The 26589-nt window shown below is 63.4% G+C and carries 35 protein-coding genes; 20 read left to right on the top strand and 15 right to left on the bottom strand.

The features are described 5' to 3' along the window. The first annotated feature begins 349 nt into the window (after positions 1 to 349). The 3 genes from PSV26_RS07795 to PSV26_RS07805 are packed head-to-tail and all read left to right on the top strand — an operon-like array spanning position 350 to position 2143. Positions 350 to 1657 carry an NAD(P)/FAD-dependent oxidoreductase gene (locus PSV26_RS07795; protein WP_300569564.1) on the top strand — a complete coding sequence of 436 codons (1308 nt, stop codon included), beginning with the start codon at positions 350 to 352 and terminating at the stop codon, positions 1655 to 1657. Positions 1658 to 1697: 40 nt separating this feature from the next. After that, positions 1698 to 1841 (top strand): hypothetical protein, encoded by a 144-nt coding sequence (locus PSV26_RS07800; protein WP_300561999.1) that lies wholly within the window; start codon positions 1698 to 1700, stop codon positions 1839 to 1841. A gap of 8 nt (positions 1842 to 1849) precedes the next feature. Next, positions 1850 to 2143 carry a VF530 family protein gene (locus tag PSV26_RS07805; RefSeq protein ID WP_300569567.1) on the top strand — a complete coding sequence of 98 codons (294 nt, stop codon included), beginning with the start codon at positions 1850 to 1852 and terminating at the stop codon, positions 2141 to 2143. Between the two features lie 14 nt (positions 2144 to 2157). Here PSV26_RS07805 and atpE read toward each other — a convergent pair whose 3' ends face one another. Then, entirely contained in the window at positions 2158 to 2400 is a 243-nt protein-coding gene (gene atpE, locus PSV26_RS07810; protein WP_300562005.1) for a F0F1 ATP synthase subunit C, read from the bottom strand. 38 nt (positions 2401 to 2438) lie between these two features. On the opposite strand from atpE, the gene PSV26_RS07815 reads away from it, so the two are divergent. The 3 genes from PSV26_RS07815 (at position 2439) to PSV26_RS07825 (ending at position 4663) form a co-directional block, all read left to right on the top strand. Further along, positions 2439 to 3140, top strand: coding sequence for a pseudouridine synthase (locus PSV26_RS07815; protein WP_300569570.1), 702 nt, complete (start codon positions 2439 to 2441; stop codon positions 3138 to 3140). Positions 3141 to 3209: 69 nt separating this feature from the next. Next, positions 3210 to 3857 (top strand): protocatechuate 3,4-dioxygenase, encoded by a 648-nt coding sequence (locus tag PSV26_RS07820; protein WP_300569573.1) that lies wholly within the window; start codon positions 3210 to 3212, stop codon positions 3855 to 3857. A gap of 50 nt (positions 3858 to 3907) precedes the next feature. Then, entirely contained in the window at positions 3908 to 4663 is a 756-nt protein-coding gene (locus PSV26_RS07825) for an SDR family NAD(P)-dependent oxidoreductase (RefSeq protein ID WP_300569576.1), read from the top strand. A 776-nt stretch (positions 4664 to 5439) separates the two neighbouring features. On the opposite strand, the gene PSV26_RS07830 is transcribed toward PSV26_RS07825, so the two are convergent. The 7 genes from PSV26_RS07830 to PSV26_RS07860 all read right to left on the bottom strand — a co-directional run bounded on the left by PSV26_RS07830 (position 5440) and on the right by PSV26_RS07860 (position 11059). Further along, on the bottom strand, positions 5440 to 5877 hold the full coding sequence (locus PSV26_RS07830; RefSeq protein ID WP_300515132.1) for a universal stress protein: 438 nt from the start codon (positions 5875 to 5877) through the stop codon (positions 5440 to 5442). Between the two features lie 36 nt (positions 5878 to 5913). Beyond that, positions 5914 to 6195, bottom strand: coding sequence for a DUF427 domain-containing protein (locus PSV26_RS07835; RefSeq protein ID WP_300569578.1), 282 nt, complete (start codon positions 6193 to 6195; stop codon positions 5914 to 5916). Between the two features lie 190 nt (positions 6196 to 6385). Further along, complete coding sequence (locus PSV26_RS07840) at positions 6386 to 7075, bottom strand: glycine zipper 2TM domain-containing protein (RefSeq protein ID WP_300515128.1); 690 nt, start codon at positions 7073 to 7075, stop codon at positions 6386 to 6388. 167 nt (positions 7076 to 7242) lie between these two features. Further along, positions 7243 to 7758 carry a cupin domain-containing protein gene (locus PSV26_RS07845; RefSeq protein ID WP_300569581.1) on the bottom strand — a complete coding sequence of 172 codons (516 nt, stop codon included), beginning with the start codon at positions 7756 to 7758 and terminating at the stop codon, positions 7243 to 7245. Between the two features lie 25 nt (positions 7759 to 7783). Next, on the bottom strand, positions 7784 to 8965 hold the full coding sequence (locus PSV26_RS07850) for a serine hydrolase (RefSeq protein ID WP_300569584.1): 1182 nt from the start codon (positions 8963 to 8965) through the stop codon (positions 7784 to 7786). 11 nt (positions 8966 to 8976) lie between these two features. After that, on the bottom strand, positions 8977 to 10011 hold the full coding sequence (locus PSV26_RS07855) for a methionine synthase (protein ID WP_300569587.1): 1035 nt from the start codon (positions 10009 to 10011) through the stop codon (positions 8977 to 8979). Positions 10012 to 10054: 43 nt separating this feature from the next. Further along, the gene (locus PSV26_RS07860; RefSeq protein ID WP_300569623.1) at positions 10055 to 11059 is read right to left on the bottom strand and encodes an LLM class flavin-dependent oxidoreductase; all 1005 of its coding nucleotides are present in this window, start codon (positions 11057 to 11059) and stop codon (positions 10055 to 10057) included. A 105-nt stretch (positions 11060 to 11164) separates the two neighbouring features. On the opposite strand from PSV26_RS07860, the gene PSV26_RS07865 reads away from it, so the two are divergent. Further along, complete coding sequence (locus PSV26_RS07865; RefSeq protein WP_300515118.1) at positions 11165 to 11722, top strand: YaeQ family protein; 558 nt, start codon at positions 11165 to 11167, stop codon at positions 11720 to 11722. Between the two features lie 11 nt (positions 11723 to 11733). Here the strand turns inward: PSV26_RS07865 and PSV26_RS07870 are convergent, their stop codons facing one another. Both PSV26_RS07870 and PSV26_RS07875 read right to left on the bottom strand, forming a co-directional pair. Then, complete coding sequence (locus tag PSV26_RS07870) at positions 11734 to 12627, bottom strand: ion transporter (protein ID WP_300515115.1); 894 nt, start codon at positions 12625 to 12627, stop codon at positions 11734 to 11736. 163 nt (positions 12628 to 12790) lie between these two features. After that, positions 12791 to 14482: a long-chain fatty acid--CoA ligase gene (locus PSV26_RS07875; protein ID WP_300515171.1), complete on the bottom strand. Its 1692-nt coding sequence runs from the start codon at positions 14480 to 14482 to the stop codon at positions 12791 to 12793. A 550-nt stretch (positions 14483 to 15032) separates the two neighbouring features. Here PSV26_RS07875 and PSV26_RS07880 point away from each other — a divergent pair. Genes PSV26_RS07880 through PSV26_RS07890 form a run of 3 tightly spaced genes read left to right on the top strand, consistent with a single transcriptional unit; the run spans position 15033 to position 17160 of the window. Beyond that, complete coding sequence (locus PSV26_RS07880) at positions 15033 to 16199, top strand: MFS transporter (protein WP_300569590.1); 1167 nt, start codon at positions 15033 to 15035, stop codon at positions 16197 to 16199. Continuing rightward, positions 16196 to 16480 carry a hypothetical protein gene (locus PSV26_RS07885; RefSeq protein WP_300515109.1) on the top strand — a complete coding sequence of 95 codons (285 nt, stop codon included), beginning with the start codon at positions 16196 to 16198 and terminating at the stop codon, positions 16478 to 16480. Before PSV26_RS07880 ends, PSV26_RS07885 begins: the two co-directional genes overlap by 4 nt. Further along, on the top strand, positions 16477 to 17160 hold the full coding sequence (locus PSV26_RS07890; protein ID WP_300569593.1) for a DsbA family protein: 684 nt from the start codon (positions 16477 to 16479) through the stop codon (positions 17158 to 17160). Before PSV26_RS07885 ends, PSV26_RS07890 begins: the two co-directional genes overlap by 4 nt. On the opposite strand, the gene PSV26_RS07895 is transcribed toward PSV26_RS07890, so the two are convergent. After that, positions 17157 to 17630: a Cd(II)/Pb(II)-responsive transcriptional regulator gene (locus PSV26_RS07895; RefSeq protein ID WP_300569596.1), complete on the bottom strand. Its 474-nt coding sequence runs from the start codon at positions 17628 to 17630 to the stop codon at positions 17157 to 17159. The genes PSV26_RS07890 and PSV26_RS07895 overlap by 4 nt on opposite strands. 70 nt (positions 17631 to 17700) lie before the next feature. Here PSV26_RS07895 and PSV26_RS07900 point away from each other — a divergent pair, with 70 nt between their 5' ends. The 8 genes from PSV26_RS07900 (at position 17701) to PSV26_RS07935 (ending at position 23611) form a co-directional block, all read left to right on the top strand. After that, a complete protein-coding gene (locus PSV26_RS07900; protein ID WP_300515100.1) occupies positions 17701 to 18339 on the top strand; it encodes a cation transporter in 639 nt (212 codons plus the stop codon). Positions 18340 to 18464: 125 nt separating this feature from the next. Continuing rightward, positions 18465 to 18914 (top strand): hypothetical protein, encoded by a 450-nt coding sequence (locus PSV26_RS07905; RefSeq protein WP_300569599.1) that lies wholly within the window; start codon positions 18465 to 18467, stop codon positions 18912 to 18914. Between the two features lie 144 nt (positions 18915 to 19058). After that, positions 19059 to 19328 carry a hypothetical protein gene (locus PSV26_RS07910; RefSeq protein WP_300569602.1) on the top strand — a complete coding sequence of 90 codons (270 nt, stop codon included), beginning with the start codon at positions 19059 to 19061 and terminating at the stop codon, positions 19326 to 19328. 11 nt (positions 19329 to 19339) lie between these two features. Beyond that, the gene (locus PSV26_RS07915; protein WP_300569605.1) at positions 19340 to 20758 is read left to right on the top strand and encodes a TolC family protein; all 1419 of its coding nucleotides are present in this window, start codon (positions 19340 to 19342) and stop codon (positions 20756 to 20758) included. A gap of 23 nt (positions 20759 to 20781) precedes the next feature. Next, positions 20782 to 22212 carry a copper oxidase gene (locus PSV26_RS07920; RefSeq protein ID WP_300569608.1) on the top strand — a complete coding sequence of 477 codons (1431 nt, stop codon included), beginning with the start codon at positions 20782 to 20784 and terminating at the stop codon, positions 22210 to 22212. A gap of 37 nt (positions 22213 to 22249) precedes the next feature. Next, the gene (locus PSV26_RS07925; protein WP_300569611.1) at positions 22250 to 22744 is read left to right on the top strand and encodes a cupredoxin family protein; all 495 of its coding nucleotides are present in this window, start codon (positions 22250 to 22252) and stop codon (positions 22742 to 22744) included. A 28-nt stretch (positions 22745 to 22772) separates the two neighbouring features. Beyond that, positions 22773 to 23252 carry a DUF411 domain-containing protein gene (locus tag PSV26_RS07930; RefSeq protein WP_300569613.1) on the top strand — a complete coding sequence of 160 codons (480 nt, stop codon included), beginning with the start codon at positions 22773 to 22775 and terminating at the stop codon, positions 23250 to 23252. A gap of 11 nt (positions 23253 to 23263) precedes the next feature. Continuing rightward, the gene (locus PSV26_RS07935) at positions 23264 to 23611 is read left to right on the top strand and encodes a copper-binding protein (RefSeq protein ID WP_300569614.1); all 348 of its coding nucleotides are present in this window, start codon (positions 23264 to 23266) and stop codon (positions 23609 to 23611) included. Between the two features lie 52 nt (positions 23612 to 23663). Here PSV26_RS07935 and PSV26_RS07940 read toward each other — a convergent pair whose 3' ends face one another. Together PSV26_RS07940 and PSV26_RS07945 are read right to left on the bottom strand one after the other, a co-directional pair. Then, entirely contained in the window at positions 23664 to 24107 is a 444-nt protein-coding gene (locus PSV26_RS07940; RefSeq protein WP_300569616.1) for a DUF305 domain-containing protein, read from the bottom strand. A gap of 44 nt (positions 24108 to 24151) precedes the next feature. Beyond that, positions 24152 to 24487 (bottom strand): four-helix bundle copper-binding protein, encoded by a 336-nt coding sequence (locus tag PSV26_RS07945; RefSeq protein WP_300569618.1) that lies wholly within the window; start codon positions 24485 to 24487, stop codon positions 24152 to 24154. Between the two features lie 233 nt (positions 24488 to 24720). Here PSV26_RS07945 and PSV26_RS07950 point away from each other — a divergent pair, with 233 nt between their 5' ends. Continuing rightward, entirely contained in the window at positions 24721 to 25182 is a 462-nt protein-coding gene (locus tag PSV26_RS07950; protein ID WP_300569619.1) for a hypothetical protein, read from the top strand. A gap of 511 nt (positions 25183 to 25693) precedes the next feature. On the opposite strand, the gene PSV26_RS07955 is transcribed toward PSV26_RS07950, so the two are convergent. Continuing rightward, on the bottom strand, positions 25694 to 26116 hold the full coding sequence (locus tag PSV26_RS07955) for a hypothetical protein (RefSeq protein ID WP_300569621.1): 423 nt from the start codon (positions 26114 to 26116) through the stop codon (positions 25694 to 25696). Between the two features lie 58 nt (positions 26117 to 26174). Beyond that, positions 26175 to 26435 (bottom strand): heavy metal-associated domain-containing protein, encoded by a 261-nt coding sequence (locus PSV26_RS07960; RefSeq protein ID WP_300569625.1) that lies wholly within the window; start codon positions 26433 to 26435, stop codon positions 26175 to 26177. Between PSV26_RS07960 and PSV26_RS07965 the strand changes: the two genes are divergently transcribed. Then, positions 26344 to 26589: hypothetical protein (locus PSV26_RS07965; RefSeq protein ID WP_300569627.1), on the top strand; the 246-nt coding region annotated here is incomplete at its 3' end. The two genes, PSV26_RS07960 and PSV26_RS07965, sit on opposite strands and share 92 nt — an antisense overlap.

Here is a 26589-nt window from a genome sequence, read left to right on the forward strand (position 1 = left end):
TCAGGGCTCGCGATTGTCTGAGCCGAAGGCGAGTTCGAGCGAGACCCCGCTTTTGACGAGCACCGCAGGTTGCCCGTAGCGAAGCGAAGGGACCCAGACCATCGGGTCGCCTTTTCTTTGGTGACTTTCTTTTGGCGACGCAAAAGAAAGTTACTTGCCGCCGGGCAACCCCCGGCTTGCTGACACACCACAAAAGCTGTTCATCAGAAACCTCAAAGCCCACTCCTCAGCCAGATATTCACAACGATAGAGTCCCCACCCCAAACCCGCAGCCGTATGAGGCCCCCCCGGCAGTTACCATGTCGCCACAACAACACTGCCGGCAGCCTGATGCCGAGGAGGGAAATTCATGCAACGCATCGTCATCGTCGGCGGGGGCGCAGGCGGGCTGGCGCTGGCCACGCAACTGGGCAAGCGTCTGGGCAAAAAGGGCCAGGCTGAGATCACGCTGGTGGACGCCGCGCGCACCCATGTGTGGAAGCCGCTGCTGCACCAGCTGGCGGCCGGCAGTTTCGACACCCACGCCGAGGAGATCGAGTACTTGGCGCAGGCGCGCTGGAATCATTTCAAGTTCCGCCTCGGCCGCCTCGAGGGTGTGGACCGCGCCGCCAAAACCCTGCAGCTGGCGGCCAGCCACGACGAGGCCGGGCGCGAGATCACGCCGGCCCAGCAGCTGGGCTACGACACGCTGGTGATTGCGGTGGGCAGCCAGACCAATGACTTCGGCACCTTGGGGGCAGCCGAACACACGATCAAGCTGGACAGCCCACAAGCGGCCAAACGGTTCAACAACCGGCTGATCAACGCCTGCATACGGGCGCAAACCGTGCCGCGCAGTGCCGGCAGCGGCCGCCTGACGGTGGCCATCGTCGGTGGTGGCGCCACCGGCGTGGAGCTTGCCGCCGAGCTCCACGCCTCAGCCAAGGTGCTGGCCAATTTCGGCTTTGACCATATCCACCCCGAAAAAGACCTGCAGATCGTGCTGGTCGAGGCGGCGCCGCGCCTGCTGGCGCAACTGCCCGAACGGTTGAGCGACGCGGCACTGCGCGAACTGCGCAAGCTGGCCATCGAGGTGCATACCAATGAAAAGGTGGTGGAGGTCACGGAGAACAGCCTGAAGATGGCCAGCGGCAAGGTGATTTCCTCCAGCCTCTCGGTCTGGGCGGCCGGCGTCAAGGCCGCGGATTTCCTGAAAACCCTGGGCGGCGATACGCCACTGCAAACCAACCGTCTCAACCAGCTCGTCGTCAACGGCAACCTGCAGACCACCGACCCCGACATCTACGCCTTCGGCGACTGTGCCGCCTGCCAGCAGCCCGACGGCACCTGGGTGCCGCCGCGTGCGCAGGCCGCTTACCAGCAGGCCATGTACCTGGTCAGGGCGCTGCCGCGGCTGCAACGCGGCGAGCCCGTGTCGCCCTTTGTCTTCAGGGACCAGGGTTCGCTGGTGTCGCTGTCGGAATATTCCTCCGTCGGCAGCCTGATGGGGAGCCTGACCAAGGGCAGCTTTTTCATCGAAGGACAACTCGCCAAGATCATGTACTGGGCGCTGCACAAGCAGCACCAGCTGGCGCTGGGCGGATGGAAAAAAACCGCGCTGATCACGCTGTCGGAAATGATTGACCGCACCTATCGTCCGCGCATCAAGTTGCACTGATAATCAGACCACGCCCCCCATCAACCCAACGGAGAACACCATGGCAAAAGGACAGCAAAACAAGGACAAGATGGTCAAGAAGCCCAAGAAGGACACGGCGCCCCCGAAAGCGGTGTCACCCGATGCGGTGCGTCCGACCATCGTCACGCAAGTGCCCCTGCGCGGCAAGCTGAAAAACAAATAAGCGGGCGGATGACGCAGCCCGACACGCCTGCAGCGACTCCGGCACAGCCCGGCAATCCGTTGCACGGCGTCACGCTGGAAGCCATGGTCACCGCCCTGTCGGACCACTATGGCTGGGAAGGGCTCGGTCAGCGCATCGCGATCCGCTGCTTCACTTTCGAGCCCAGTGTCGCGTCCAGCCTGAAGTTCCTGCGCAAGACCCCGTGGGCCCGCGAAAAAGTGGAAAGCCTTTACCTGTTCATGCTGCGCGAGCAGCGGCGTGCCGCCCCGACGGTGCACAACTTCCCGCCGCCCAGGGGCTAGGGTCTCTGTTGACGCTAGGTTGCCATCGGGTTGGCGAACAACAGCATCATGGCCACGCCGACACCGATCAGGAAGTTGGCATCGATGAGGCCCGCCAGCAAAAACATCTTGACCTGCAGCGGCTCCATCAGTTCGGGCTGGCGCACCGAGCCTTCGATGAAGCGGCCGCCCATCACGCCAATGCCCAGGCAGGCACCTATCGCCCCCAGGCCGATCATCAAACCACATGCGATCGAAATGGCACCTGCGTCACTCATGATCTCTCTCCTTCAAAGTACTTGCTGATGGACCCATCATGAATGCAGGCCAGCCGGAGATCCATGACCTCGCAGGTCATGGCGATGCAAACGGGTTCGACCTGGTGCACGCCGATGCCGCCCTGCTGGTGCTGGCCAAACCCGCCGGCCTGCTGGCGGTGCCGGGCCGGGGCGAGGACAAGCAGGACTGCCTGAGCGCACGCGTCCAGGCGAGCTACCCCGACGCGCTGGTGGTGCACCGGCTCGACATGGCCACCTCGGGCCTGATGCTGATGGCGCGCAGCATCAGCATCCAGCGTGCCCTGGGCGCGCTGTTCGAACGGCGCCAGATTCACAAGCGTTATATCGCCGTGGTCGATGGCCAGCCTGCGGCGGCGACCGGTACCGGTCCCGGAGGCTGGAGCCTGATCGACCTGCCCATCGTGGTGGACTGGCCGCGCCGGCCGCTGCGCATCATCGACGCTGAACGGGGCAAGCCCAGCCAGACACGCTGGCGGGCTGTGGCGGTTGACGCGGCCACCCACAGCACACGCGTGGAACTTGAACCCCTCACCGGCCGCTCGCACCAGTTGCGTGTGCACCTGCAGGCCCTGGGCCACCCGATTCTGGGCGACAGGCTGTATGCGCCGGAGAACGTGCAGGCCCGCGCGCCCAGACTGCTTCTGCATGCAAGCGCGCTGGGTTTTGTGCATCCGGTCAGCGGCCTGCCCATGGAGTTCGACAGCCCCGCGCCCTTCTGACAAGCCGGCGCGGCAGGCCGGAACTTCAGCGCCTGCTTCGCATCCCATGCTGATCACCGGAGATTGTCGATGCGCCCTGCCTCACCACCTCCCTCCTCCAGCGCCTTGCTGCGCCGCCGCACCGTAGCCGCCGCCCTGGTGGCGGCGCCCGCGCTGTGGCTGGGCCTGCGCGCCCAGCCGGCTGCCCGCCTCCGCGCCACACCGGCGCAGACCGAAGGGCCGTTCTACCCGCTGGCCCTGCCCCAGGACAGCGACCATGACCTGCTGCGCAACGGCGCACTGAACTACCCGGAAGGACAAGGCGCCTGGCTCGAGGGCAGCGTCACCGACCTGGCCGGAAAACCCGTGGCCGGCGCGCAGGTGGAGATCTGGCAATGCGACCACGCCGGCCACTACCACCACCCCGGTGACGGCAACCGCGCCGACCGCCGCTTCCAGGGCTTTGGCCGCGTGACGGTGGACGCCGAAGGCCGCTACCGCTTTCGCACCCTGCGCCCGGTGGCGTATGCCGGGCGTACACCGCACATCCACCTCAAGGTCAAGCTCGGACAGCGGGAACTGCTGACCACCCAGCTGTATGTGGCTGGCGACCCCGGCAACCCACGCGACTTCTTGTGGCGCAGCCTGGACGAGGCGGACCGGGCGGCCCTGACCGTGCCGTTTGCGCCGGGCAGCGACGGCCTGCAGGCGCGTTTTCCCATCGTGCTGGCCGCCTGAACCGAGAGCACGCCGGTCAGCGTCGCCGTTTGTCGGTAATATCACCAGCCATGACTCAACACCTCTTCATCCTCACCGGCGCCTCCCGCGGCATGGGCCTGGCCATGGCGCGCAAGCTGCTCATGCCGGGCAACACCCTGCTGTGCATGTCACGCAAAGCCAATGAGACGCTGGCCGCGCAGGCCAAAATCGCCGGCACGCCGCTCCTGCAATGGACGCTGGACCTGGCGCGAAGCGCGGACGCCAGCGCGCGGCTCGAGCAATGGCTGCGCGAGCAGGCCCACGCCGGTTTTTCCAGCGCCGTGCTGATCAACAACGCCGGCATGATTCCGCGCATCGGCCCGCTCAGCGACGCCGATGCCGACGACCTGCGCCTGGGGCTGCGTGTCGGCCTGGAAGCGCCCATGCAACTGAGCGCGGCCTTTTTGCGCGCCACCGAAAGCTGGCCGGCGCGGCGCAAGGTGCTCAATATTTCGTCGGGTCTGGGACGCAAGGCCATGGCCTCGCAGTCCATCTACTGCGCGGCCAAGGCCGGCATGGACCACTTCACCCGCTGCGTGGCGCTCGAGGAAGCCCTCAAGCCCAACGGCGCGGCGGTCTGCTCGCTGGCGCCCGGCGTGATCGACACCGACATGCAGGTCCAGCTGCGCAGCGCTGACGCGTCGGCCTTTCCCGACCAGCACAACTTCATCAGCCTCAAGGACAAGGGCCAGCTCACGTCGCCGGACGAAGCCGCCGCGCGCATCCTGGCCTACCTGGCCCGGCCGGACTTTGGCAGCCAGCCGGTGGCGGATGTGCGCGACTGATTCCAGAACGCTACGTTTTTGATAGCTGCTTACGCTTTCAAGCCATTGGCTGAGAGCCTATTTCGTTCGTAAGCTCTCGGCGGGAATTTTTTCGGCGTCACGCTGCGTGTGTGGTCCGCCGTGGACAGTAGGCGTAACTCCCCACTCCCTCCCCTAACCCCTCCCTCGCCCCGCTGGGCGATGGAGAGGGACTTCATTTGGCAACGTGTGCTGCACCCGCGTGCATGAATGGCGGTCTGTTGAGTCCGACATGACGCGCTTTGCGCGTCATGTCTCCCCGCATCCGAACCCGCATTGGTTTCCCCACCCGTCGGGCTGGGCCGAGGAGGGCAGGCAAAAGCGGATCAGGGCTCGCGATTGTCTGAGCGAAGCGAGTTCGAGCGAGACCCCGCTTTTACCGAGCACCGCAGGTTGCCCCGAAGCGCAGCGCAGGGGACCCAGACCATCGGGTCGCCTTTCTTTTCCTTAGGTGTGGTGTTCGCCTAACTTCGCTTCGCGAAGTGAGCGAACCCCGCGCGTGCAACGCGCCTTTGGCGAGCAAAGAAAACCCGCTTTGCGGGTTTCGCCAAAAGTAAGTCGCCCGCCGGGGCGAGTCCCGGCTTGCTGGCAAACCCTCACCGCAAGAGGGAAAGACGGCTTCGACAAGCTCAGCCCGAACGGAACCTGAAAGATGGAAAGCTATGAAATAGATAGCTATCTGCCCCCGCAGGACAAGGACTATAGGCCAATCTTATGCAAAAAAGAGGTGGAATCGGGCAGTCCCCAGAGCGAAAAACTCAGTCCCGCACCACCAGAATCGGCAAGTGCGCATGCGCCAGCACCTGCGCGGCGACACTACCGAGCACGAGTTTTTCCAGGCCGCGGCGACCGTGCGAACCCAGCACGATCAGGTCGGCGCCGACCGCACTGGCAGTCTCGAGAATGCCGCGGTAAATCGCGTGGCCTTCAATGATGGAGGCCTTGACGGTCACACCTGCCGCCTGCAGCAGCTGTGTAGCGCTCTTGAGGGCTTCGTTGGCTTCTGCCGTGGCCGCCCCGAGGTACTGGGCCTGGCCATAGGCGAAATCGGTGCCGACCCCGCTGAAGGCGTAGGGGTCGATCACGTAGATCACCGTCACTGTGCTTTTGAAAGCCTGGGCCAGCCCGCGGGCCTTGTCGACCGCCATCATCGAGGTGGACGAACCGTCAACGGGCAGCAGGATGTGTTTGAACATGATCAGGCTTTCTTCACAAAAACTCGATGCCCTGCATCAGGGTTCGATCTTCACACCCTTCCAGAAAGCCACATGGCCCTTGATGTTGTCGGCCTCGGGTTTCGGGTCGGGGTAATACCAGGCAGCGTCGGTGTTCATTTCACCGTTGACCAGCAGGGAGTAATAGCTGGCCTGCCCTTTCCACGCGCACATGGTGTGGTGGTTGCTGAAGGTGATGTGGTCGCGATTGAGCGAACTTTCGGGAAAATAGTGGTTGCCTTCGAGCACCACGGTGTCGTCACTTTGCGCAATCACTGCGTCGTTCCAGATGGCCTTCATATCGATTCTTTCAGGGGTTGCCGGGGTCCGCCGTGCGCGGAGGGATAAGGGGGTCGCTTGGGAACAATCTTCGCACATTCCGCAAAGCCTGCGGGCCCGGCCTGCGAAAGGCAAAAAGAAAAGCGTGATGGGTGAGCATCACGCTTTTAGCGGTTTCCTGGGGGATCGCGCCGCCGGGGCGGCGACAGAATCAGGCCATGCGCAGATTGTTGCCCTCAACAATCACGCGGGAGCCCACGGGAATGGAGCTGGACACTTCGACGGTGCGGGTCGAGCCGTCGTTCATGCGAACGCGCACCTGATACACGGTGACCTTCTTCATGTTCTTTTCGACCTGGTTGCCGGCAAAGGCGCCACCAGCGGCACCCAGCACCGTCATGGCCGTCTTGCCGTTGCCGCCGCCCACCTGGTTGCCCAGCAGGCCACCAATGACGCCGCCGGCCACCGTGCCCAGGCCGACCGTGGTGTTACCCACGGCCACACCGTTGACCTCGCCCTGGCGCTGCACGGCAGTCACGGCTTCGACCGTGCCGCAGTCGGCGCAGACCACGGGCTTGGGCGCCGGGGCCTGGGCCACGACGACAGGCCGCGGCTGAACGACCGGTTTGGCCGGCGCCGGCCGGGCAGGCGTTGCCGTGGTCGTGCTGCTTGTGTTGTTGCTGGCCAGCTTGGCAGCCGTGCTGGACTGCGTGGTTGGCGCCAGGGCTTCGGTGCCGCCGGGCTGGGCATCGGAGCGGTTGACCACGAGTGCGGCGGCGAGCGCCATCACGGTGACCCCGAGCACGGCCACAATCGCTATCAGCGATTTACTGTGCTGCATGCGTTGCGAGAAAGCGGGCTGGCTGCCGGGGGTGGCCGGTGTCTGGTTGTTTGTATCCATGATGGGTACTCCTTGTGTGAGCCTCAGTTGTAACCAACTCATGTGAACGTGGATGTAGGACGGCGTGACATTCGTAAGGGAAGGTTAGCGCGACCCGCTTCAAACCGTGCGTTATTGCGCACTTGCGGGGATCTTCACCCGCTGCTCACCGCAGCTTGACCTGTGCTTTACACGCCGCCCCGGGGGTGGGTCGGATCGATCCACAACACCTGCTCGGGCTTTTCAACCGGGGCGATATCGAGGTTGATGGCCACCGCCTCACCGTCGCTGCGACACAGCACACACTCGAGCAGTTCGGTCGGACTGGCGTTGATTTCCTGGTGCGGCACATAAGGCGGCACGTAGATGAAGTCCCCCGGGCCGGCCTCGGCCGTGAACTCCAGGTGCTCGCCCCAACGCATGCGCGCACGGCCCCGGACGACATAAATCACGCTTTCCAGATGACCGTGATGGTGCGCGCCGGTCTTGGCGTTGGCATGGATGGTGACGGTGCCGGCCCAGAGTTTTTGCGCACCGACGCGGGCGAAATTGATCGCCGCCTTGCGGTCCATGCCGGGTGTGGACGGCACGTTGCCGTCCAGCTGGCCGCCGGGAATCACGCGCACACCGTCGTGTTTCCAGTCGGTGCCTTCGGGCGCGTGGCTGTGTCCGTGGGAATGGCTGTGGCCGGCGTCGTGACTCATGGTTTTGTCTCCGGAAAACAGGTTTCTAGTCGAGCAGGGCAGCGTACACCAGGCTGCGAAACAGGGGCCGGTAATGGTCGCGCTGGTTGGGCGCCTGGATCATCAGCATGGCGTACAGGTCTTCGGCCGGGTCCACAAAAAACGTGGTGCCGGCGATACCGCCCCAGTAATACAGCCCCTTCGAGCCTGGCACGGACGCGATGCCGGTCGCGGTACGCACCGCAAAGCCGAGGCCGAAGCCATCACCGGGCGGCAACACCTCACCGGTGACGGGAATGGCGCCCAGGTGGTCGGCCGTCATGAAGTCCACCGTGCGCGAACCCAGCAGGCGCACGCCATCGAGTTCGCCGCGGTTGCGCATGAACTGCAGAAAACGCGCGTAGTCCATGGTCGTGGACAACAGGCCGCCACCACCGCTTTCCATGGCCGCCGCGCGGCGCGGCTCCAGCACGCGCATCGGCACCCCACCGTCCGGGTCGTGTGCAAAGGGTTCAGCGATACGCGCATGGTGGGCCGGGTCCACCGAGAAACCGGTGTCGTGCATGCCCAGGGGAAGGAAGATGTTGCTGCGCAGGTACGCGCCCAGGGTCAGGCCGCTGAGCACTTCAACCAGCCGTCCCAGCACGTCCGTCGCGCGGCTGTATTCCCAGACGCTGCCGGGCTGGTACATCAGCGGCAAGCCGGCCAGCACGCTGGAAAACTCGGCATTGCTGCGTTCGCGCGAGCCGATCTGCAGCCTGGCGTACTGGCGCTGCACGTCGGCGTTTCCCAGAAATTCGTAGGTCAGCCCGGCGGTATGGCGCAGCAGGTCCTGCACGGTGGCGGGCCGGTGCAGGTCCTGCAGTTCGACTTTGCCATCCAGCTCCACCGCGACCTTCTGGTTGGCAAATTCCGGCAGGTGCCTGGCCACCGGGTCACTAAGCAACAGCCGGCCCTGCTCCACAAGCATCATCAGCGCGACCGACACCACGGGTTTGGTCATGGAGTAGATGCGGAAAATCGAATCGCGGGTCATCGGGCTGCCCGCAGCCGGGTCCTGCCGGCCCAGGCTTTCAAACAGGGCCACCTTGCCGCGGCGCGCCACCAGCGCCACCGCGCCGGGCAGTCGCCCGCGGTCGATGTCGGCCTGCAGCACCGCCAGCAGACGCTGCAGACGCTCGGGACACAGGCCCACCTCGGCCGGTGCGGCGAAAGCCAGTTCAGTCATGGTTGCCCGCCTCACGCGCCGTAACGCTCACGCGCCAGCGCCGCACCCTGGGCCAGCGCCTGCAACTTCTTCAGGGCCACCTCGCGGTCCATGGGCGCCAGGCCGCAGTTGGTGCAAGGCAACAGGCGGTTCTTCGGCACGTACTTGAGGGCTGCGCCAATGGTGTCGGCAATCTGCTCGGGCGTTTCAACCTCGTCGCTCGCCACGTCGATCACGCCCACCATCACGTCCTTGCCCTCGAGCAGCGCCATCAGGTGCGGCGGAACATGCGAGTGGTAACACTCCAGGCTGACCTGCTGGATGCTGCTTTTTGCGAGTGCGGGAAACACCGCCTCGTACTGGCGCCACTCCTGGCCCAACGTTTCCTTCCAGTCGGTGTTGGCCTTGATGCCATAGCCGTAACAGATGTGAACAGCGGTCGTGCAGGTCAGGCCTTTGGCGGCCACTTCCAGCGCCTGCACGCCCCAGTCGGCCGCGTCTTTCATGTAGACGTTGAAGGCCGGTTCGTCGAACTGGATGATGTCCACGCCGTCGGCCTGCAGCGCCAGCGCTTCCTGGTTCAGCAGCTCGGCAAACGCCATGGCCATCTTCACGCGGTCGCCGTAAAACTGGTCGGCCACGGTGTCGACAATCGTCATGGGGCCGGGCAAGGTGAACTTGATTTTTCGGGTCGTGTGTGCGCGCAGCAGTTGCGCTTCGGCCGCATGCACGCGCCCCTTGAGTCTGAGCGCCGACACGACCTGAGGCACCATGGCGTCATAACGGTTGTTGCGTATGCCCATCTTGACCTTGTGCTCGAAGTCGATGCCTTCAACCTGCTCGAGAAAACCGTGCACGAAGTGCTGGCGCGACTGCTCGCCGTCACCAATCACATCGAGGCCGGCATCCTCCTGCGCCTTGATCCAGAGCAGCGTGGCATCGGCCTTGGCCTGGGCCAGTTCGGCGCCTTCTGCCTTCCACTGCGGCCAGAGTTTGTGGGTTTCCGACAGCCAGGCGGGTTTGGGCAGGCTGCCGGCAATGGTGGCGCTGAAAAGAGGTCGTGTCATGAAAAGTCTCCTGTTGTTCTGTGCAAGTTTTTTTTCTGAAATGTCAGCCTGCGGAAAACTGGGCCGCCAGCAATTCGTAGGAGCGGCGGCGCGCCACCGGGTCATGGGTCCAGGTGATGACCACCAGTTCCTCGACCTGCAGTCTGTCGGAGAGCGCACGCAGCTTGGCGGCGACCTGCCCGGCACTGCCCACCAGTGCGGTCCGCCGCAGTCGTTCGGCTTCGTTCTGCTCGGCCGCGCTGCAGGGCCGCTGCGCGACTTCCGCCGGCGACTGCAGCGGCCCCAGCGCGCCCTGGTTGCGGTCGATTTTCCAGCGCTCGCGGCTGGAAAAAAGTTTCCAGGCTTCGGCCTCGGTATCGGCGGCCAGCGCCCACACACACAGCGCGGGCTGCGGTTCGGGATGTTGCGGGCTGGGCCGGTACAGCTCGCGGTACAGGGCCAGCGCCTCTTCGGCCCCCTGGCCGTCGGTAATGAAGTACGCAAACGCGTAGGGCAGGCCGTAGTGCGCCGCCAGTTGCGCGCCGTAATTGGAGCTGCCCAGCATCCACAGCGTGGGTGCGCCCGGGCCGGTCGGGTTGGCGGTCACGCCGCGGCCCGGGTGGCCCTCGGGCAGATCAACGCCGCCGACCCAGGCCTGGAGCTCGCGCACCTGGCGGGGAAAATCATCGGCCGCATGACGCGCATTCGGGTTGAGGAGTTGCGCGGTGCGCCCGTCCGAGCCCGGCGCGCGCCCGACACCGAGGTCGATGCGGCCCGGGGCCAGCGCTTCCAGCACGCGGAACTGCTCGGCGACCTTGAGTGCCGAATAATGCGGCAGCATCACGCCGGCACTGCCGATGCGGATGCGCTGCGTGGTGGCGGCGATGGCGGCCATCAGCACCTCGGGCGCGCTGCCGACAATCGTCGGGTGGCTGTGGTGCTCGCTGACCCAGAAACGCTGGTAGCCGAGCTCCTCGCAGTGCTGCGCCAGTGCGAGTGTTTCGCGGATGGAGGCATCTTCGCTGCGGCCGGTGACGGCAACGGACTGGTCGAGAACAGACAAACGGATCATGGGTGAACTATAGCCAGCCTGCCGCGGCCGGACAGGCGGCCGGACAAAGGTCTGTTCCAATAGGGGGTTACCGCCCGCCCCTCACCCAACCAGCAGACCTTCATGGCACTCAAAGCCACCATCTACAAAGCACAACTGGCCATTGCCGACATGGACCGCGGCGTCTACGCCGACCACAACGTCACGATCGCGCGCCACCCTTCCGAGGCCGACGAGCGCATGATGATCCGCCTGCTGGCTTACGCCCTGAACGTGACGGCCGACGACAACAAGGGCAAGCTGGAGTTCGCCAAGGACCTGTGGGATGTCGACGAGGCGGCCCTGTGGCACAAGGACTACACCGACCAGATCCTGCACTGGATCGACGTCGGCCAGCCCGACGACAAGCGCCTGATGCGCGCCGCCGGGCGCGCCGAACGAGTCACCGTCTACAGCTTTGCCAGCAGCACGCCGGTGTGGTGGAAAACCATCGAAAGCAAACTCACGCGCGCGGCCAACCTGGTGGTCTGGCAGATCGAGGCGGCGCAAAGCCAGGCGCTGGCCAAACTGGCCAACCGCACCATCCAGCTGCAGGTGACGATCCAGGACGGCACGGTCTGGATGAGCACCGGCAGTGAGTCGGTCGAGATCACGCCAATCCGGCTCACGGCCGGCGGTTAGAGCTCACGCCGTCAGGATGCCTCGCCGGCCTGCTGCTGGTAAGGCGGCAGCCGGGCGCCGCAGTTGAAGCAGAAGTTCGCATCGGCGGCGTGGCCTTCGGTCAGGCATTCGTGGCAGGTGCGCGTGGTCGGCGCCTGGCCCGGATGCATGCGGCGCTGCGCTGCCATCTCCGCCGTCACGATGCCGGTCGGCACGGCCAGAATGCCCCAGCCCATCAGCATCATGAACGAAGCGATCAACCGTCCCAGATCGGTCTTGGGCGCGATGTCGCCGAAACCCACGGTAGTGACGGTGCTGATGGCCCAGTAAACCGAGGTTGGAATGCTGGTGAAGCCGTTGGTCTGGCCCTCGACCACATACATCAGCGTGCCCAGGACCAGCACCACCATCAGCACGGCCGACAGAAACACCAGAATCTTTCGGCCGCTGGCGGCGAGGGCACTCAGCAGGAACTGGTATTCCGCGACATAGGCCGCGAGCTTGAACACCCGGAATATACGCAGCAGCCGCAGCACACGCACATCAATGAGCGCATGCAGCTCGGGAACAAAAAGCGCCAGGTAGGTCGGGAGCACAGCCAACAGATCAATGATGCCGAAAAAGCTGGTCGCGTACCTCAGCGGCCGGCGCACACACAGCAGGCGCGCGATGTACTCGACGGTGAACAGCAGCGTAAAGAACCACTCCGCATTGGTCAGTGCGTGGCCATAAACCAGACGCACGGCCTGCACGCTGTCAGCCATCACCACGGCAATGCTGAGCAGGATGATGGCGATCAAGGCCTGGTCGAACAGGCGTCCGGCGCGGGTGTCCGCTTCAAAAATGATGGTGTACAGGCGCAGCCGCCAGCCGGCCAGCGGCTTGTCGTGCAAGGGATCAGCGGTGGGGGGTAAAGGTTTTTCCATGAGCGCAAGCAACGCGTCTGGAGCGTCGCACCTGTTCGAAGTCCGGGAGACGAACCTTAACCGATGTGGCTGGGCGCGGGCTCCGGCTCCCCCGAAATGCTCTATTTTTGATAGCTGCCTGCGCCCGTCCGACATGGGCTACAGCCACTTTCTTTCAACAATCTCAAGCGGTGGCGCCTTCCGCCTCCTGCAAGGCCCGCCACATCACCTTGCCCGAGCCGCTTTTCGGCAGGGCGTCGACCAGTTGCACAACACGGGGGTACTTGTAGGCCGCCATGTTCTCCTTGCACCAGTCGATGATGTCCGCCTCGCTGACCTGCCCCTTGTGGCTTTGCCGCAGTACCACCACGGCCTTGACGGTCTCGCCGCGGTAGGCGTCCTTGGTGGAGATGATGCAGGCCTCCTGGATGGCCGGGTGCTTGAACATCAGCGCCTCCACCTCGGCCGGCCAGACCTTGAAGCCCGACGCATTGATCATGCGTTTGAGCCGGTCGGTGATGAAGAAGTAGCCCTCTTCATCCACCCGACCGAGGTCACCCGAACGGAAGAAGCGCTTGCCGTCGATTTCAATAAACGCCGCCGCCGTGGCGTCGGGCCGCTTCCAGTAGCCGGAAAAATTCTGCGGCCCGCACATGATGATTTCACCCTGCTCGCCCAGCGGCATCTCCTCCAGCGTCAAGGGGTCGATCACGCGGGCATCGACATTGAGAAAAGGCACACCCAGGCACTGCTGCTTGGTGGCGTCGGGCGGGTTGCTGTGCGAGGGCGCGGCGGTTTCGGTCAGGCCGTAACCTTCGGCAAAACGCAGGCCGTACTGCTCCCACAGGCGCTGGGCCACGGCCTGCGGCATGGCCGCGCCGCCGCCGCCGATGTAGACCAGGCTGCTCAGGTCAAAGGCCGCAAAGTTCGGGCTGGCCAGCAGATCAATCACCATGGTCGGAATGTTGGTCCAGTGCGTCACGCGCCATTTGGAGATCAGCCGGCCCGCCAGTTCGCGGTCCCAGCGCGGCATGATGACCAGCGTTGCGCCGCCGTAAATCGACGCATGCATGACCGACACCATGCCCGTGATGTGGAACATGGGCACGACGGAAAGCACGGTGTTTTCCGGCGTGCTGTTGCCCCAGAGGCTGCTGGCCACCGCGTTGTGCATGATGCTCGCGTGCGTGTGCATGCAGCCCTTGGGCAGGCCCGTGGTGCCGCTGGTGTAGGGCAGCACCGCCAGGTCCTGCGGCGTCGCGGTGTGGTCGGGCAGCCGGCCCTGCGCGCCCTGCGCCAGCGCCTCGGTCCAGGAGGTGACGCGGCAGTTGCCGGCCGCGGGCGCAGGGTGCTGCGTGCCCAGCCACTCCTGCCAGGCTGCCGGCAAGGTTGCTGTTTCGGCCTGCAGATCAAAAGCGTCGCTGTAATGCGTGACGATCAGGTGCTGCAGCTGCTGTTCGGGCGGCAGCTGGTCATTGGCCTTGACCAGTTCGGGCGCCAGATCCGCCGCGGTGATGGCCACCCGGGCGTCCGGGTCGATGATGTAGTGCTTGAGCTCTTCGGCCCGGTTCATCGGGTTGACCGGCACCACCACGGCGTTGGCCCGCAGGATGGCAAAGTGGGCAATCACCCATTGCGGGCAGTTCTGCATGTCCAGCACCACCCGGTCGCCCTTTTGGACACCCATCTCATGCAGCGTGGCCGCCAGGCGCTCGGCTTTGTCCAGCACCTCGGCATAGGTGAAGACACGCCCGAAAAACACCAGCGCCGCCTTGTGCGGATAACGCAGCGCGCTGACCGCCAGGTTGTGCCACAGCGAAATGGCCGGTGCCGAGATGCGGTGCGGCAGGCGCCTGGGCCAGACCTTGTAATGCAGGTCATGGGGAGGGGCCGGGTGGGTCGCTGCCGGTGCAGCGGTGGGGTGATCGGACAAGTCGGGGCTCCAGTTTCACTTCAGGCGGGCCTCCAGCCTACCCCGGCTGCGCCGTCATTGCATCGGGGAAGCTCCGTAGAAAAAGCTGTCGCCTCAGCGACCGCGCCTGACCATGATGAAGCTGGAGACCCCGCCCGAGGGGACCGCCAGAAAAACACAACAACAACAACAACAACAACACGGAAACACCCCGTCACGTCTTCCTTCCGCTCCTGCCCTCCAATGACTTGTGGCGGCCGGGCCACGTCGGCGAACGATGTCGCCATACCGTCCGGTGCGTGGCCGCGCTCAAGCGGCGCGCCAGCGGTGACGCTCGCCGCGCGCGTTTTGCGCCATCCGGGCACAATCAGCAAATAGCAGGACTGCAGTCACTCTGTTTTGATAGCAGCCTGCGCCCGCCCATATTGGGCTGAGGCCATTTTTCATTGATTGTTTCCAGAACTTGCCCCGGGCGCGTCAAAACGCCCGGGTGCTGTCTGCCCACCTGCGTCCCATGCCACCTGTTCTTTATCTCTTCGCCCTGTGCAACCTGGTCATCGGCAGCGGTGCGTTTGTGCTGGGCGGCATCCTGGTGCCGCTGAGCGAATCGCTCCACATCAGCCTGGCCGCAGCCGGCCAGGCCATGACGGCCTATGCGGTGTCCACCGCGCTGCTGGCGCCGGTCTTGATCATTGCCACCGCACGCTGGCCGCGCAAACGTGCCGTGCAGCTGGCACTGGCCTTGTTCGCCGCCGGCTGCCTGGTGTGCGCGCTGTCGGGCAACCTCGTCATGCTGCTGCTGGGCCGGGTGCTGATGGGCGCCGGGGCGATGTTCAGCGCCGCGGCTTCGGCGCTGGCCGTCAGCCTGGTGGCGCCGGCGCTGCGCGGCCGGGCCCTGTCCATCACCTTTCTGGGCATGAGCATCAGCTACGCGGTGGGCGTGCCGGTCGGTGCCTGGCTCGGCTTTGAATACGGCTGGCGGGTGCCGGTCTGGCTCTCGGCGGGCGCCAGCCTGGCGGCGCTGGTGGCGGCAAGCTGGCTGCTGCCCGCCAACATGGCCTCGGCCGGCGCCAATTTTTCCGGCTTCGGTGCCGCGGCGCGGCAACCCGCCGTGTTGCGCACCTGGCTGCGCACCCTGCTTTATTTTGTGGCAATTTTCAGCGTGTTTGCCTACATCGGCCCGGTGCTGCAGGCGCTCAACACCATGAGCTCGACGCAGCTGTCCCTCACGCTGGCGGTGTTCGGCCTCGCCGGGGTGGCCGGTACGTTGTCGGGCGGCTGGGCCAACGACCGCTTCGGCTCGCTGCCGACCATGCGCGTTCAACTGGCGGTGTTGGTGGCCACCATGGCCGTGCTGCCGCTCACGCGTGGCCATCTGTACGCCACCATGGCGACACTGGTCGTCTGGGGCATCGCGGGTTTCGGCGTGATGTCGCCGCAGCAAAGCCGCCTGGCCGGCATGGCCCCGGCCCAGGCGCCGCTGCTGCTGAGCCTGAACGGCTCCATGCTGTATGTGGGCACGGCACTGGGCGCCGTCATCAGTGGCGCCATGCTGGATCACCTTCACCTGTCGCAACTCGGCTGGGTCGGCGTGCCCTTCGGCCTGCTGGCGCTGCTGACGCTGGCGTTTGAACCCGCACAGGTCCGGCCTGTGGCCGGTGCTGCCATCGGATCGCCATGACGGCCCGTGACCAGCTCGCCAGCCTGGCCGCTGCACTGCAGCAGTTGCGCAGCGATGCGCTGGGCATACCGGCGTTTTCCCAACTCGCGCAAAGCCAGACGGCACTGCAAGCGGCACTTCCGGCCAGGTATGCCGAGGTGCTGCAGCAGTTGCTCGACAGGCTCGAGTCCAGCGCCCTCTTCAGCGAAGAAAGCTGCTCCTTCAGCCAGAAGGAACTGCTGGACAGCCTGCAGCTCTGGCTGGACAAGGCCCAGACCCTGCTTGACAAGACCAGCCCATGAACATGCCAACTCCGACTCCTGCTCCAACTCCTGCTGTCACCCTGATTTATGTTGGTGACCCGATGTGCTCCTGGTGTTACGGTTTTGGCGTGCCGCTGGGGCAGTTGCTCGAACGTTTTCCCGAGGTGCCGGTACAGCTGGTGCTGGGTGGTCTGCGCGCCTACAACACGCAGGTGATGGACGCCGCGCTGAAGGACAAGCTGCGCCAGGCCTGGGCCGGCGTGGCGCAGCGATCCGGCCAGCCGTTTGCCCAAGCCCTGTTCGAACGCGAGGATTTCATCTACGACACCGAGCCGGCCTGCCGCGCGGTTGTCACGGTGCGCCAGCACGCGCCCGCGCTCGCTTTGCGCATGTACCACGCGATCCAGCAGGCTTTTTATGCGCAGGGACGCGACGTCACGAAAGCCGCGGTGCTCGCTGAACTCTGGGACGAGGTGCATGGCCGCACCAAGGAAGCCTGGGGCCACATTGATTTCCTGCGCGACTTCGAGAGTGAAGCCATGCGCCAGCAGACCAGAGACGATTTTTCGCAAGCGCAGCGCTGGGGCATACGCGGCTTTCCCGCGCTGCTGGCGGTGCGTGATGGCCAGGCCCAGCTGCTGGCCAGCGGCTACACCGAGGCCGATGTGCTCATCGAACGCCTGGCCCCACTGACCAACCCGCCGGACAACACCCCTTAGACGTGGCGTTTTTTCGGTGCCGCGGCCGCCGGGCCTGCGGCCTGCGCATCGGCCAGCTCGTGCAGCGCCTCGATGATGTGGCAATGCGTGTCGGTGCCGTCGCAGCGGCTACGCAGGGCCTTCAGGTCCTTCTCCAGCGCCTTCAGCTCCGTCAGCCGCGCGCGCACATGGCCCAGGTGCCCGTCCAGCGCGTCGCGTGCCGCCGCGCAGTCGGTCTTGTTGTTCAGGTCCAGCCCCAGCAGGGTGCGCACCTCGGCCAGCGACATGTCCATGGCCCGGCACAGGCGGATGAAACGCAGCTGGTGCACGTCGCCTTCGCTATACAAACGATAGCTGTTGTCGCCCCGCCCATGCGGGCTGAGCAGGCTTTCCTTCTCATAAAACCGCATGTTCGCGGGGCTGACGCCGCTTTGCCGCGCGGCTTCACCGATCTGGTAACCCCTGGCGGCAGAGGGATTTGACACAGGCATCGCTTGACCTTGAAGTGACTTGAGGGTTTCCAATCATGCCATCAACCCGATGTTTCTGGAGAACCCCTCAATGTCCGCCCACTGCTGCGACCACGACGCCACCGCCGCCCAGGCCAATAGCCCGCGCTACCGGAACATCCTCTGGATTGCGCTGGTCATCAACTTCGCCATGTTTGCGCTGGAAATTGCGGCGGGCTTCCGCTCCGGCTCGGTGTCGCTGCTGGCCGATGCCATCGACTTTTTCGGCGACGCCGCCAACTACGGCGTGAGCCTGGCGGTGTTGTCCCTGGGCCTGGTCTGGCGGGCTCGCGCGGCGCTGTTGAAGGCTTCCAGCATGCTGGCCTTCGGCGTGTTTGTGCTGGTTCGGGCGGGGTGGGTGGCCACTCAGGGCGGCGCGCCCGAGGCCTTGACCATGGGCGCGATCGGCCTGGTCGCCCTGGTCGCCAATGTGTCGGTCGCCGCCCTGCTGTATGCGTACCGGGAGGGCGACGCCAACATGCGCAGCGTCTGGCTGTGTTCGCGCAACGACGCCATCGGCAACCTGGCGGTGATGATGGCTGCATTGGGCGTCTTCGGAACCGGTAGCGCCTGGCCGGATCTGGCCGTGGCGGCCGTCATGGCCAGCCTGGCCATCTGGGGCGGCGGGTCGGTGATGCTGCAGGCGCGGCGCGAGCTGCGCGCCGGTCGCCTGTCGCAGAAGCCGGCATGACCCGCTTCACGCCAGCGCCGCGCTGCGCGCGCTGCCCGCATTTGACGCAGCGGATGCGGCTGGCTGGTGCGGCCGCCGTGTGGGCTTGTTTTTGAACTTTCCGCCTGCCACGGTATCATCTACCTATGCGCCGCCCCCTGTTCATCGCCATGATTTTCCTGCTGCTTGTGCGCGGCTGGGTGGGCGATGCCATGGCCACCGGCATGGCGGCCGGCCATCTGCAGCAGGTTTCGCATGCTACAGAATTCGTAGCTGCTCACGCCCACACATCAAGGGCTGGTACTCATTCTGACCATGAAATGAGTGGCCCAATGGCAGACGCCGTGATGGCTTCGGCGGCGATTCCTCCCGATTGCGCAGGCCACGCCTGGGGCCCGTCTTCTGACGCCCAGACCCCGGAAAGCGCCGGGCACTGTGAATCCTGCGCGGCCTGCCAGGCCTGCCACACGGTGGCGCTCTCTGCGGTGACAGCCAGCACCCCTTCCCTCGCCGTTTCCCCTGCGCTGCCGCATTCGCTGGCGGCCCGGTTTGCCAGCGCCGTCGCCGCGCTGGGCCAGAAACCACCCATCTCCTGACTTCCAGGCCCTAACTGGGCCTGTACTTGCCATCCGGCTCGGGCTTGCCTGCCTTTTTGCCGGATTCGCGCGATTTTTACGATCGCCCCGCTTGTTCGTCAGGAGATTCCTGTGACTCTACGTTTTATTTCATACCCATCGTCGATGGCCCTCGCCACCCTGATGTGCACCGGGCTGGCCAGTGCGCAGCCGGCCAGCCAGGCGACTATGTCGCCACCTGCTGCCAGCGGTTTTCGCTCAGCGCTCGAAGGCTACCAGCCCTATACCGAGGAAAAGACGCAAGCCTGGAAAGAGGCCAATGACACCGTGGGTCGCATCGGCGGCTGGCGCGCGTACGCCAAAGAGGCACAGCAACCCGTCGCACCCGATACAGCAACCAGGCCCGCTCCGAACGCCGGACAGGTCAAACCGTGACAGGACAAGCCATGAAATCCCTATTCCGTCTGGGCGCTATCGCCGCGGCCACGCTGGTGCTGGCAGGATGCGCCTCGGTCAATTTTGACCAAGCCGTCCAGGACACCAACGACACGACCGGCGCCTTCACCCAGGGCAAGCTCGAGCTAAGCCGCACACAGCAGCAGGCGCAGGCGCGCAGCAAGCTGGCAAGTGAGTTGCTGAACAAGCCTTTGACCCAGGATGACGCCGTGCAACTGGCCCTGGCCAACAGCCCGGCGGTGCAGACTTTGCTCGCGCAGAGCTGGTCTGACATGGCGACGGCCAACCAGACGGGCCGCATCGCCAACCCGGTTTTCACCTTTGAACGCATGCGTTTTGCCGATGAGCTTGAGCTCGGGCGCCTGTTGTCATTCGGTCTGCTGGACCTGCTGACACTGCCCAGGCGCCTGGAGATTTCGCGCAGCCAGACGGCCCAGGCCAAAGTGCAGCTCGGCGCCAACGTGGTTGAGCAGGTCACCCAGGTGCGCCAGGCTTGGGTGCGGGCCGTGGCAGCTCAGCAAACCCTGCAATACGCCGAACAAATCAACGCTACCGCACAAGCCAGTGCCGAGCTGGCCAAACGCATGTACCAGGTCGGCAACTTCAACAAACTGCAGCGCGCACGGCAGCAATCGTTTTATGCCGACAGCGCGGCCCGACTGGCCTCCAGCCAGCACGCCAGTACCGCGGCGCGCGAGGAATTGGTTCGGTTGCTGGGCTTGACCGACGAACAGTCGGCGCAACTGAAGCTTCCGGAGCGCTTGCCGGAACTGCCAAAAGAGGCGCGTCAGGCAGGCTTGGTGAATGCGGCTGCACTGCAACAACGCCTGGATGTGCAGATGGCGCGCAACCAGCTGGATTTGGCGGGCAAGTCGCAGGGTCTGAACCTGCTCAATAGCCTGGTCGATGTGGAGCTGGGCATACGCCGCGACACGGTGTTTGACAACAGCCGGGGCACCAGCACACCCCGGCGCGGGTTTGAGCTGGGTATCCGTCTGCCGATTTTTGACTGGGGTTCGGCGCAACGCGACAACATGAACGCCCAGTCACTGGCCGCGGCCAACCGCTACGAGAGCACGGTGCGTAGCGCGTCGTCCCAGTTGCGCGAAAGTTATTCTGCCTACCGCACGGCCTACGACGTGGCCAGGCATTACCGGGACGAAATTGTGCCGCTCCGCAAAACCATGGCCGAAGAAAACGTGCTGCGCTACAACGGCATGTTGATCGGCGTGTTCGAGTTGCTGGCCGATACCCGCGACCAGATCTCCAGCGTGCAGGCCGCCATCAGTGCCTACCAGCAGTTCTGGCTGGCCGACGCGGCGCTGGCCGCCTCGATGACCGGCAAACCCACAACGATGGGCGCCATGTCTTTGGCGGGTGGCGCTGCTGCCGCCGAAGCCGGCCACTGAAACAAGATTTAAACGGATTACACATGAACAACAGAAGAAACTTTCTTGCAGGCGCAGGTGCCATCACGACGGCCGTTGCGGCCGCGGCGGTCGGCCGGGTGGCGATGGCCGCCCTGCCTGAACCCATGATCCAGACCAAACCCGACACCATGGCGCCGCTGGTGCCCAACACCGGCCGGCCTTACAACCCGGTGGTCACGCTCAACGGCTGGACCCTGCCCTGGCGCATGAACAACGGCGTCAAGGAATTCCATCTGGTGGCCGAACCGGTGGTGCGCGAAATGTCCCCCGGGTTCAAGGCGCATCTCTGGGGCTACAACGGCCAGTCGCCCGGCCCCACCATCGAGGTGGTGGAAGGTGACCGCGTGCGTATTTTTGTCACCAACAAGCTGCCGGAGCACACCAGCGTGCATTGGCACGGCCAGCGCCTGCCCAACGGCATGGACGGTGTTTCGGGCCTGACGCAGCCTGCGATTCCGGTCGGCAAAACCTTTGTGTACGAGTTTGTGGCGCGCCGCCCTGGCACCTTCATGTACCACCCGCACGCCGACGAGATGACGCAGATGGCCATGGGCATGATGGGTTTCTGGATCACGCACCCGAGAGCAAAACACCCGCTGATCGACGAGGTAGACCGCGACTTTGTCTTTCTGCTCAATGCCTACGACATTGACCCCGGCGCCTACACGCCGAAGATCATGACCATGCTCGATTTCAACTTGTGGAGCTGGAACAGCCGGGTCTTCCCGGGCATCGACCCGCTGGTGGTGCGAAAGAACGACAAGGTGCGCATCCGCATGGGCAATCTGACCATGACGAATCACCCGATCCATCTGCACGGCCACGAGTTTTTGGTGACCGGCACAGACGGCGGTCCGACGCCAAAATCAACACGCTGGCATGAAGTGACCACCGATGTGGCGGTAGGCCAGATGCGGCAAATCGAGTTTCTGGCGGACGAGGAAGGCGACTGGGCCTTTCATTGCCACAAGAGCCACCACACCATGAACGCGATGGGCCACGCCGTTCCCACACTGATTGGCGTGGACCACCGCAAGATCGTCAAGGACATCACCAATGTGATCCCCGACTACATGGTGATGGGTGAGCGCGGCATGGCCGACATGGCCGAGATGGACATGCCCCTGCCCGACAACACCGCCAAGATGATGACCGGTGAAGGCCCGTTCGGATCGGTCGAAATGGGCGGCATGTTCTCGGTGGTCAAGGTGCGCAAGAACCAGAAACCGGGCGACTACAAAGACCCGGGCTGGTACAAACACCCGCCCGGAGAAGTGGCCTATGAATGGACGGGTGCCCTCCCTAACCCGGCGCGTTTTGCGGCGCAAGGTGGCCATACCATGAAGGCACAGAACATGCCGATGAAGGAAGTCGAAGTCCAGGTCCGCAAGCCCGTCATGGGCAAGGGCGACATGGGCGGCATGAAGCACTGAATCCCTCTACCCGACAAATCTCATCATTGAAATAACCATGAAAACATTGACCACCGCCTTCCTCGCCACGCTGATCGCCTGCGCCGGTACTTTCGCCTTCGCCCACGGTGACGACGCCCACGCCAAAAAGGCCGGGCCCGTCAAAAAAGAGCAAAAGGAGTGGGGCATTGCGGGCGAGGCCAAAGCCGCCAGCCGCACCATCACCTTCAACATGTCGGACAACATGCGTTTCACCCCCGACAAAATAGACGTGAAGCAGGGTGAGACCATCAAGTTCGTGATCAAGAACACCGGCAAGGTGACGCACGAAATGGTGATTGGCACAAAAAAAGACCTTGATGAACATGCTGCGCTGATGATCAAGTTTCCCGGCATGGAGCATGAGGAGCCCTATATGGCGCACGTTGGGCCAGGCAAGACGGGTCAGATCATCTGGACATTCAATAAGGCCGGCACCTTTGACTTTGCCTGCCTGATTGCCGGCCACTACCAGGCGGGCATGGTCGGCAAGATCAATGTGGCCGCCCGTTAATCATCATCCCATCACACAGGAAACCATCATGCAAAGACGTTTGATTCTCCAGAGCATCGCGGCCCTCACGACACTTGCCGCGTCCCCATGGGGTGTGGCGCAAACCCGTCCGCAGGTCGAGGTCTGGAAAGACCCGGACTGCGGTTGCTGCAAGGACTGGGTGGCCCACTTGCAAGCCAATGGGTTTGATGTGAAAGTCAACGACAGCGGCAACGCAGCAGCCCGCACCCGCCTGCGCATCCCGGAAAAAATGGGCTCTTGCCACACCGCGACAGTTGGCGCGTATGCCCTCGAAGGACATGTGCCAGCACGCGAGATCCAACGCTTGCTGAAAGAAAAACCAAAGGCCATCGGCCTGGCCGTTCCTGGCATGCCGATCGGCTCACCCGGCATGGATGGCGCGCTATACCGCGGACGCGTTGATGCCTACGACGTGTTGCTTGTCCTCGAAGATGGCAGCTCGCGCGCTTACAAGTCTTATCCCCGTGTCTCTTCGAAACCCACCTGAAGGAATTTCCGATGAAAAAACTCAATGCTCTTTTACTCATGTCCACCCTGCTCGCGGGTTCGGTTTCAGTCCAGGCGACTTCACTCGCACCCGTGGGAGCCGATGCCAAAAAGGACCCCGCAATGGCGGCGCCTGCTGAGATGGCTGACGGCGAAATTCGCAAGGTGGACATGGACAACAAGAAAATCACCATCAAACACGGTGAGATCAAGAGCCTGGACATGCCTGGCATGACCATGGTGTTTCAGGTCAAGGACACCGCATTGCTGGGTAAGGCAAAAGTTGGCGACAAGATTCGCTTCAAGGCCGAGAAAGCCGGCAGCGCCATTGTGGTGACGGACATTCAGCCAGCGAAATAACTGGTGCTGCGAAGCGGTCCCAGGCATGAAGCCGGGACTGCCTTCAGTCAGCCTATTGAGTGACCTTTTCGGCGGACTGGCCATTTTTGGCCAGAAACTTGTCGAACTGGGCGATTTCTTTTTTCTGCGCAGCAATGATGGCCTTGGCCATCTTTTTCATCTGAGGATCTTTCCCATCGCGAAGCTCGGCCTGCGCCATGTCAATCGCGCCCACGTGATGGATGCGCATCATCATTGCAAAGTCAACATCGGTATTGCCGGTCATTTTCATGGACGACATCTTGTCGTTGTTGTCTTTCATCATTCCTTTCATGTCCATGCCCTTCATATCCACAGCACCGCCTGGCATGGATGATGCGCCGGCTTGACCGGGGGGCATGGCTTCGCTGCCAGGCTTCATCTGCATTTGCGCAAAGGTCAGGGGTTGAAGCAGCGCGACGCTCAGAACGGCAAGAGCCACAGATGTCGGTTTGATTTTATTGAGACGGAATTTCACGATGGATTCTTTCTGAATATCGAAGGTTGAAGGTCGGAAATTGTTCAGGCCATCGCGACCATCTTGCGGCACTCTTGAGCGCACTGATGACAGGCCTTGGCGCATTCCTGGCAATGTGCCATGTCATGTTTGGCACATTCGTCGCCGCAGGACTGGCAGGTATCAGCGCACAGCGCACAGATCGCCTTGGCGTGGGCGCTACCCCTGGCCATGGCCGCTACAGCCAGTGCACAAATCTGGGCGCAATCGATATCCAGTTCAATGCACTTGGCCATCATCTTGACGTCGGTTTCGTGCAGACAGGAAGTTGCGCAATGGTTACAGGCCACGGCACAGGCATTGCAAGCTTCAATGCAGGCGTTGTATTGTTGATGAGGCATGGTGACTTTCCAGTAAAAGTTTGAGACGGCAAAACAAAAGAAAGTCGCAGCGCCGAAAATACCGCAACCCTTTTACGATGCGCGTCGTGCAACATCCAACGCGCACGGGATGTCCGCCATGCAATGTAGGCTGTCACCTACAGCATGTCCACGCTCAGCCTTGATTCAAGCATCTGACGGTACCCTGTCATCTGCACCATTCGCCGCAGTTGAAAACCGGGTTACGCTGCAACATGGAAAAACCAGATCACGTAAAACAAACAACCCCCAGACTGGCCGCGCTGCTTGTGATTTCAGTGCTGCTCAACTTTCCCTGGGAAGTGGCTCAAATGCCACTGTATGTTGAGGAAGGGAGCTGGTTCGAGTTTGCGTTGCACTGCATCATTCCCAGCCTTGGGGACGGGCTTATCGTCATGCTGATTTTCGGCGTTGGCTGGGCCGTCCGAGGCCGATCAGACTGGACGGACCAACCAGGATGGGCCGCATACGTGCTGATGCTGATGACCGGATTCAGCGTTGCGGTGATTGTGGAATGGGTGGGCTTTTATGGCCTCAATCGCTGGAGCTACACAGCCAGCATGCCGCTGTTGCCGGGTCTGGGCATCGGTGTTGTCCCGGTCTTGCAGATGCTGATACTTCCGCCGGTTATTTTCAGAATAACGGGTTGGTGGTTTGCGCGGCGGAACGGCGCTTGAATACCGTCCCCGCCGGTGTTCCGAAAGAGCGTTCGGCACCCTCAGCGAGGAGTGCGTAGCCGTTTAGCGGGTCGAGCGCGGTGGCTAAGGCAACGCTGATTAAGTTGCACGGGCGCAGAGGCTGAAGCGTTACATGACGATGAAACAGCAGGCCCCTTGCCATGGCAGCAGACCAATCGGGCTACGAACAATATCGCAAGCCCACGAGGCGCGGCTGGAGCAAGCGCAGCGGCAACCATTTTGGTGGGAGACAGCACTCGTCTGGCTTTGTTGGGCTTGCCTCGCCGGTGTGGCCATCTGGCTGCTGGTCAGATCATTGAAGTCCTGAGTTCGGCACGGCTTCGGACCGACTGCGCGCAGCGACACTTGGAATCACAAAGGCAGGGCGACACCAAGCAATGAGAAAAATGACATCGGTTGGCGTGGCGATCGACCAACACGATTGCGAGAAGAACGCAACGGTGCACATTCATCCACGAACGGGTCTCGACCTGATGCCGAGGGGTTGGAACTATTTCAACGTTGCGCTGTCCCAGCGAAAAACTCGCGGAGTTGCCTCGCCGGCGCGCTGGATGCGAAGTTCGACGGCATCCGGCGTGCGCACCGGAGCTGGAAATGTCAACGTCCCTTCGCGGTGGTGACCTCCCGCGCCAGGGCCCTGCCAGGCGACCGGCTGGACCTCGCGGCCATCCACAACAAGCACTGCGGTTTTCTGAAGGTCGTCCTTGAGATCCTCTGCATGGGTGTCCAGTACCACGGCGAACTCCCACATTGCACCAGAGAACGTCTTGGGCGTCACCTTGACAGTCACGCCACGCTCAATCGTGGTCTGTGTGGGGGCAGCGCTGACTTGCGCAGCTGCTGGCGTATACCAGCCTGCTGCCATGACGACAACAGCGGATGCGAGGAGCAGATTGAGGCGAATAGATTTCATGGCGTTTCACTATGAGAATTGAAAAGCAAGAATGAGCACGATCTCCGCCGGAGAACCCTCAATGGCCACAACAGCAGCCCCTGGCTGCGGGACGTACGCGCGCACAGCCGCTGTCTATCGGCTGCGCATGGGGCGCGCCAGCTGCGCGCGCGGAATAGCCGGCGGTTGCCAGCGCACCCAGCAACGCTTTCACCTGCTCGGTTACTTGCCCACCACGAACTGTGGCCATGCCGGTTTCCAGCCGGACATCAACCGTCTCCACACCCGGGACGGCGCTCAAAGCGCGACTGACTGCGTTGACACACGACCCGCATGTCATGCCATTCACTTTCAGTTCAACTGCTTCCATGGTGTTTGCTCCAGTCTTTTTGGAATTGGGTTCAGACTACGACAGCCAGTGTGAGTCTGACTTGCGGCTAGTCAATTGGCCGTCTGCTGAAGGCGTAGAAAATCTGGAAAAGATGAATGTGCCT

Source organism: Polaromonas sp. (assembly GCF_029945685.1).
In the GTDB taxonomy this organism is placed as follows: Bacteria; Pseudomonadota; Gammaproteobacteria; order Burkholderiales; family Burkholderiaceae_C; genus Polaromonas.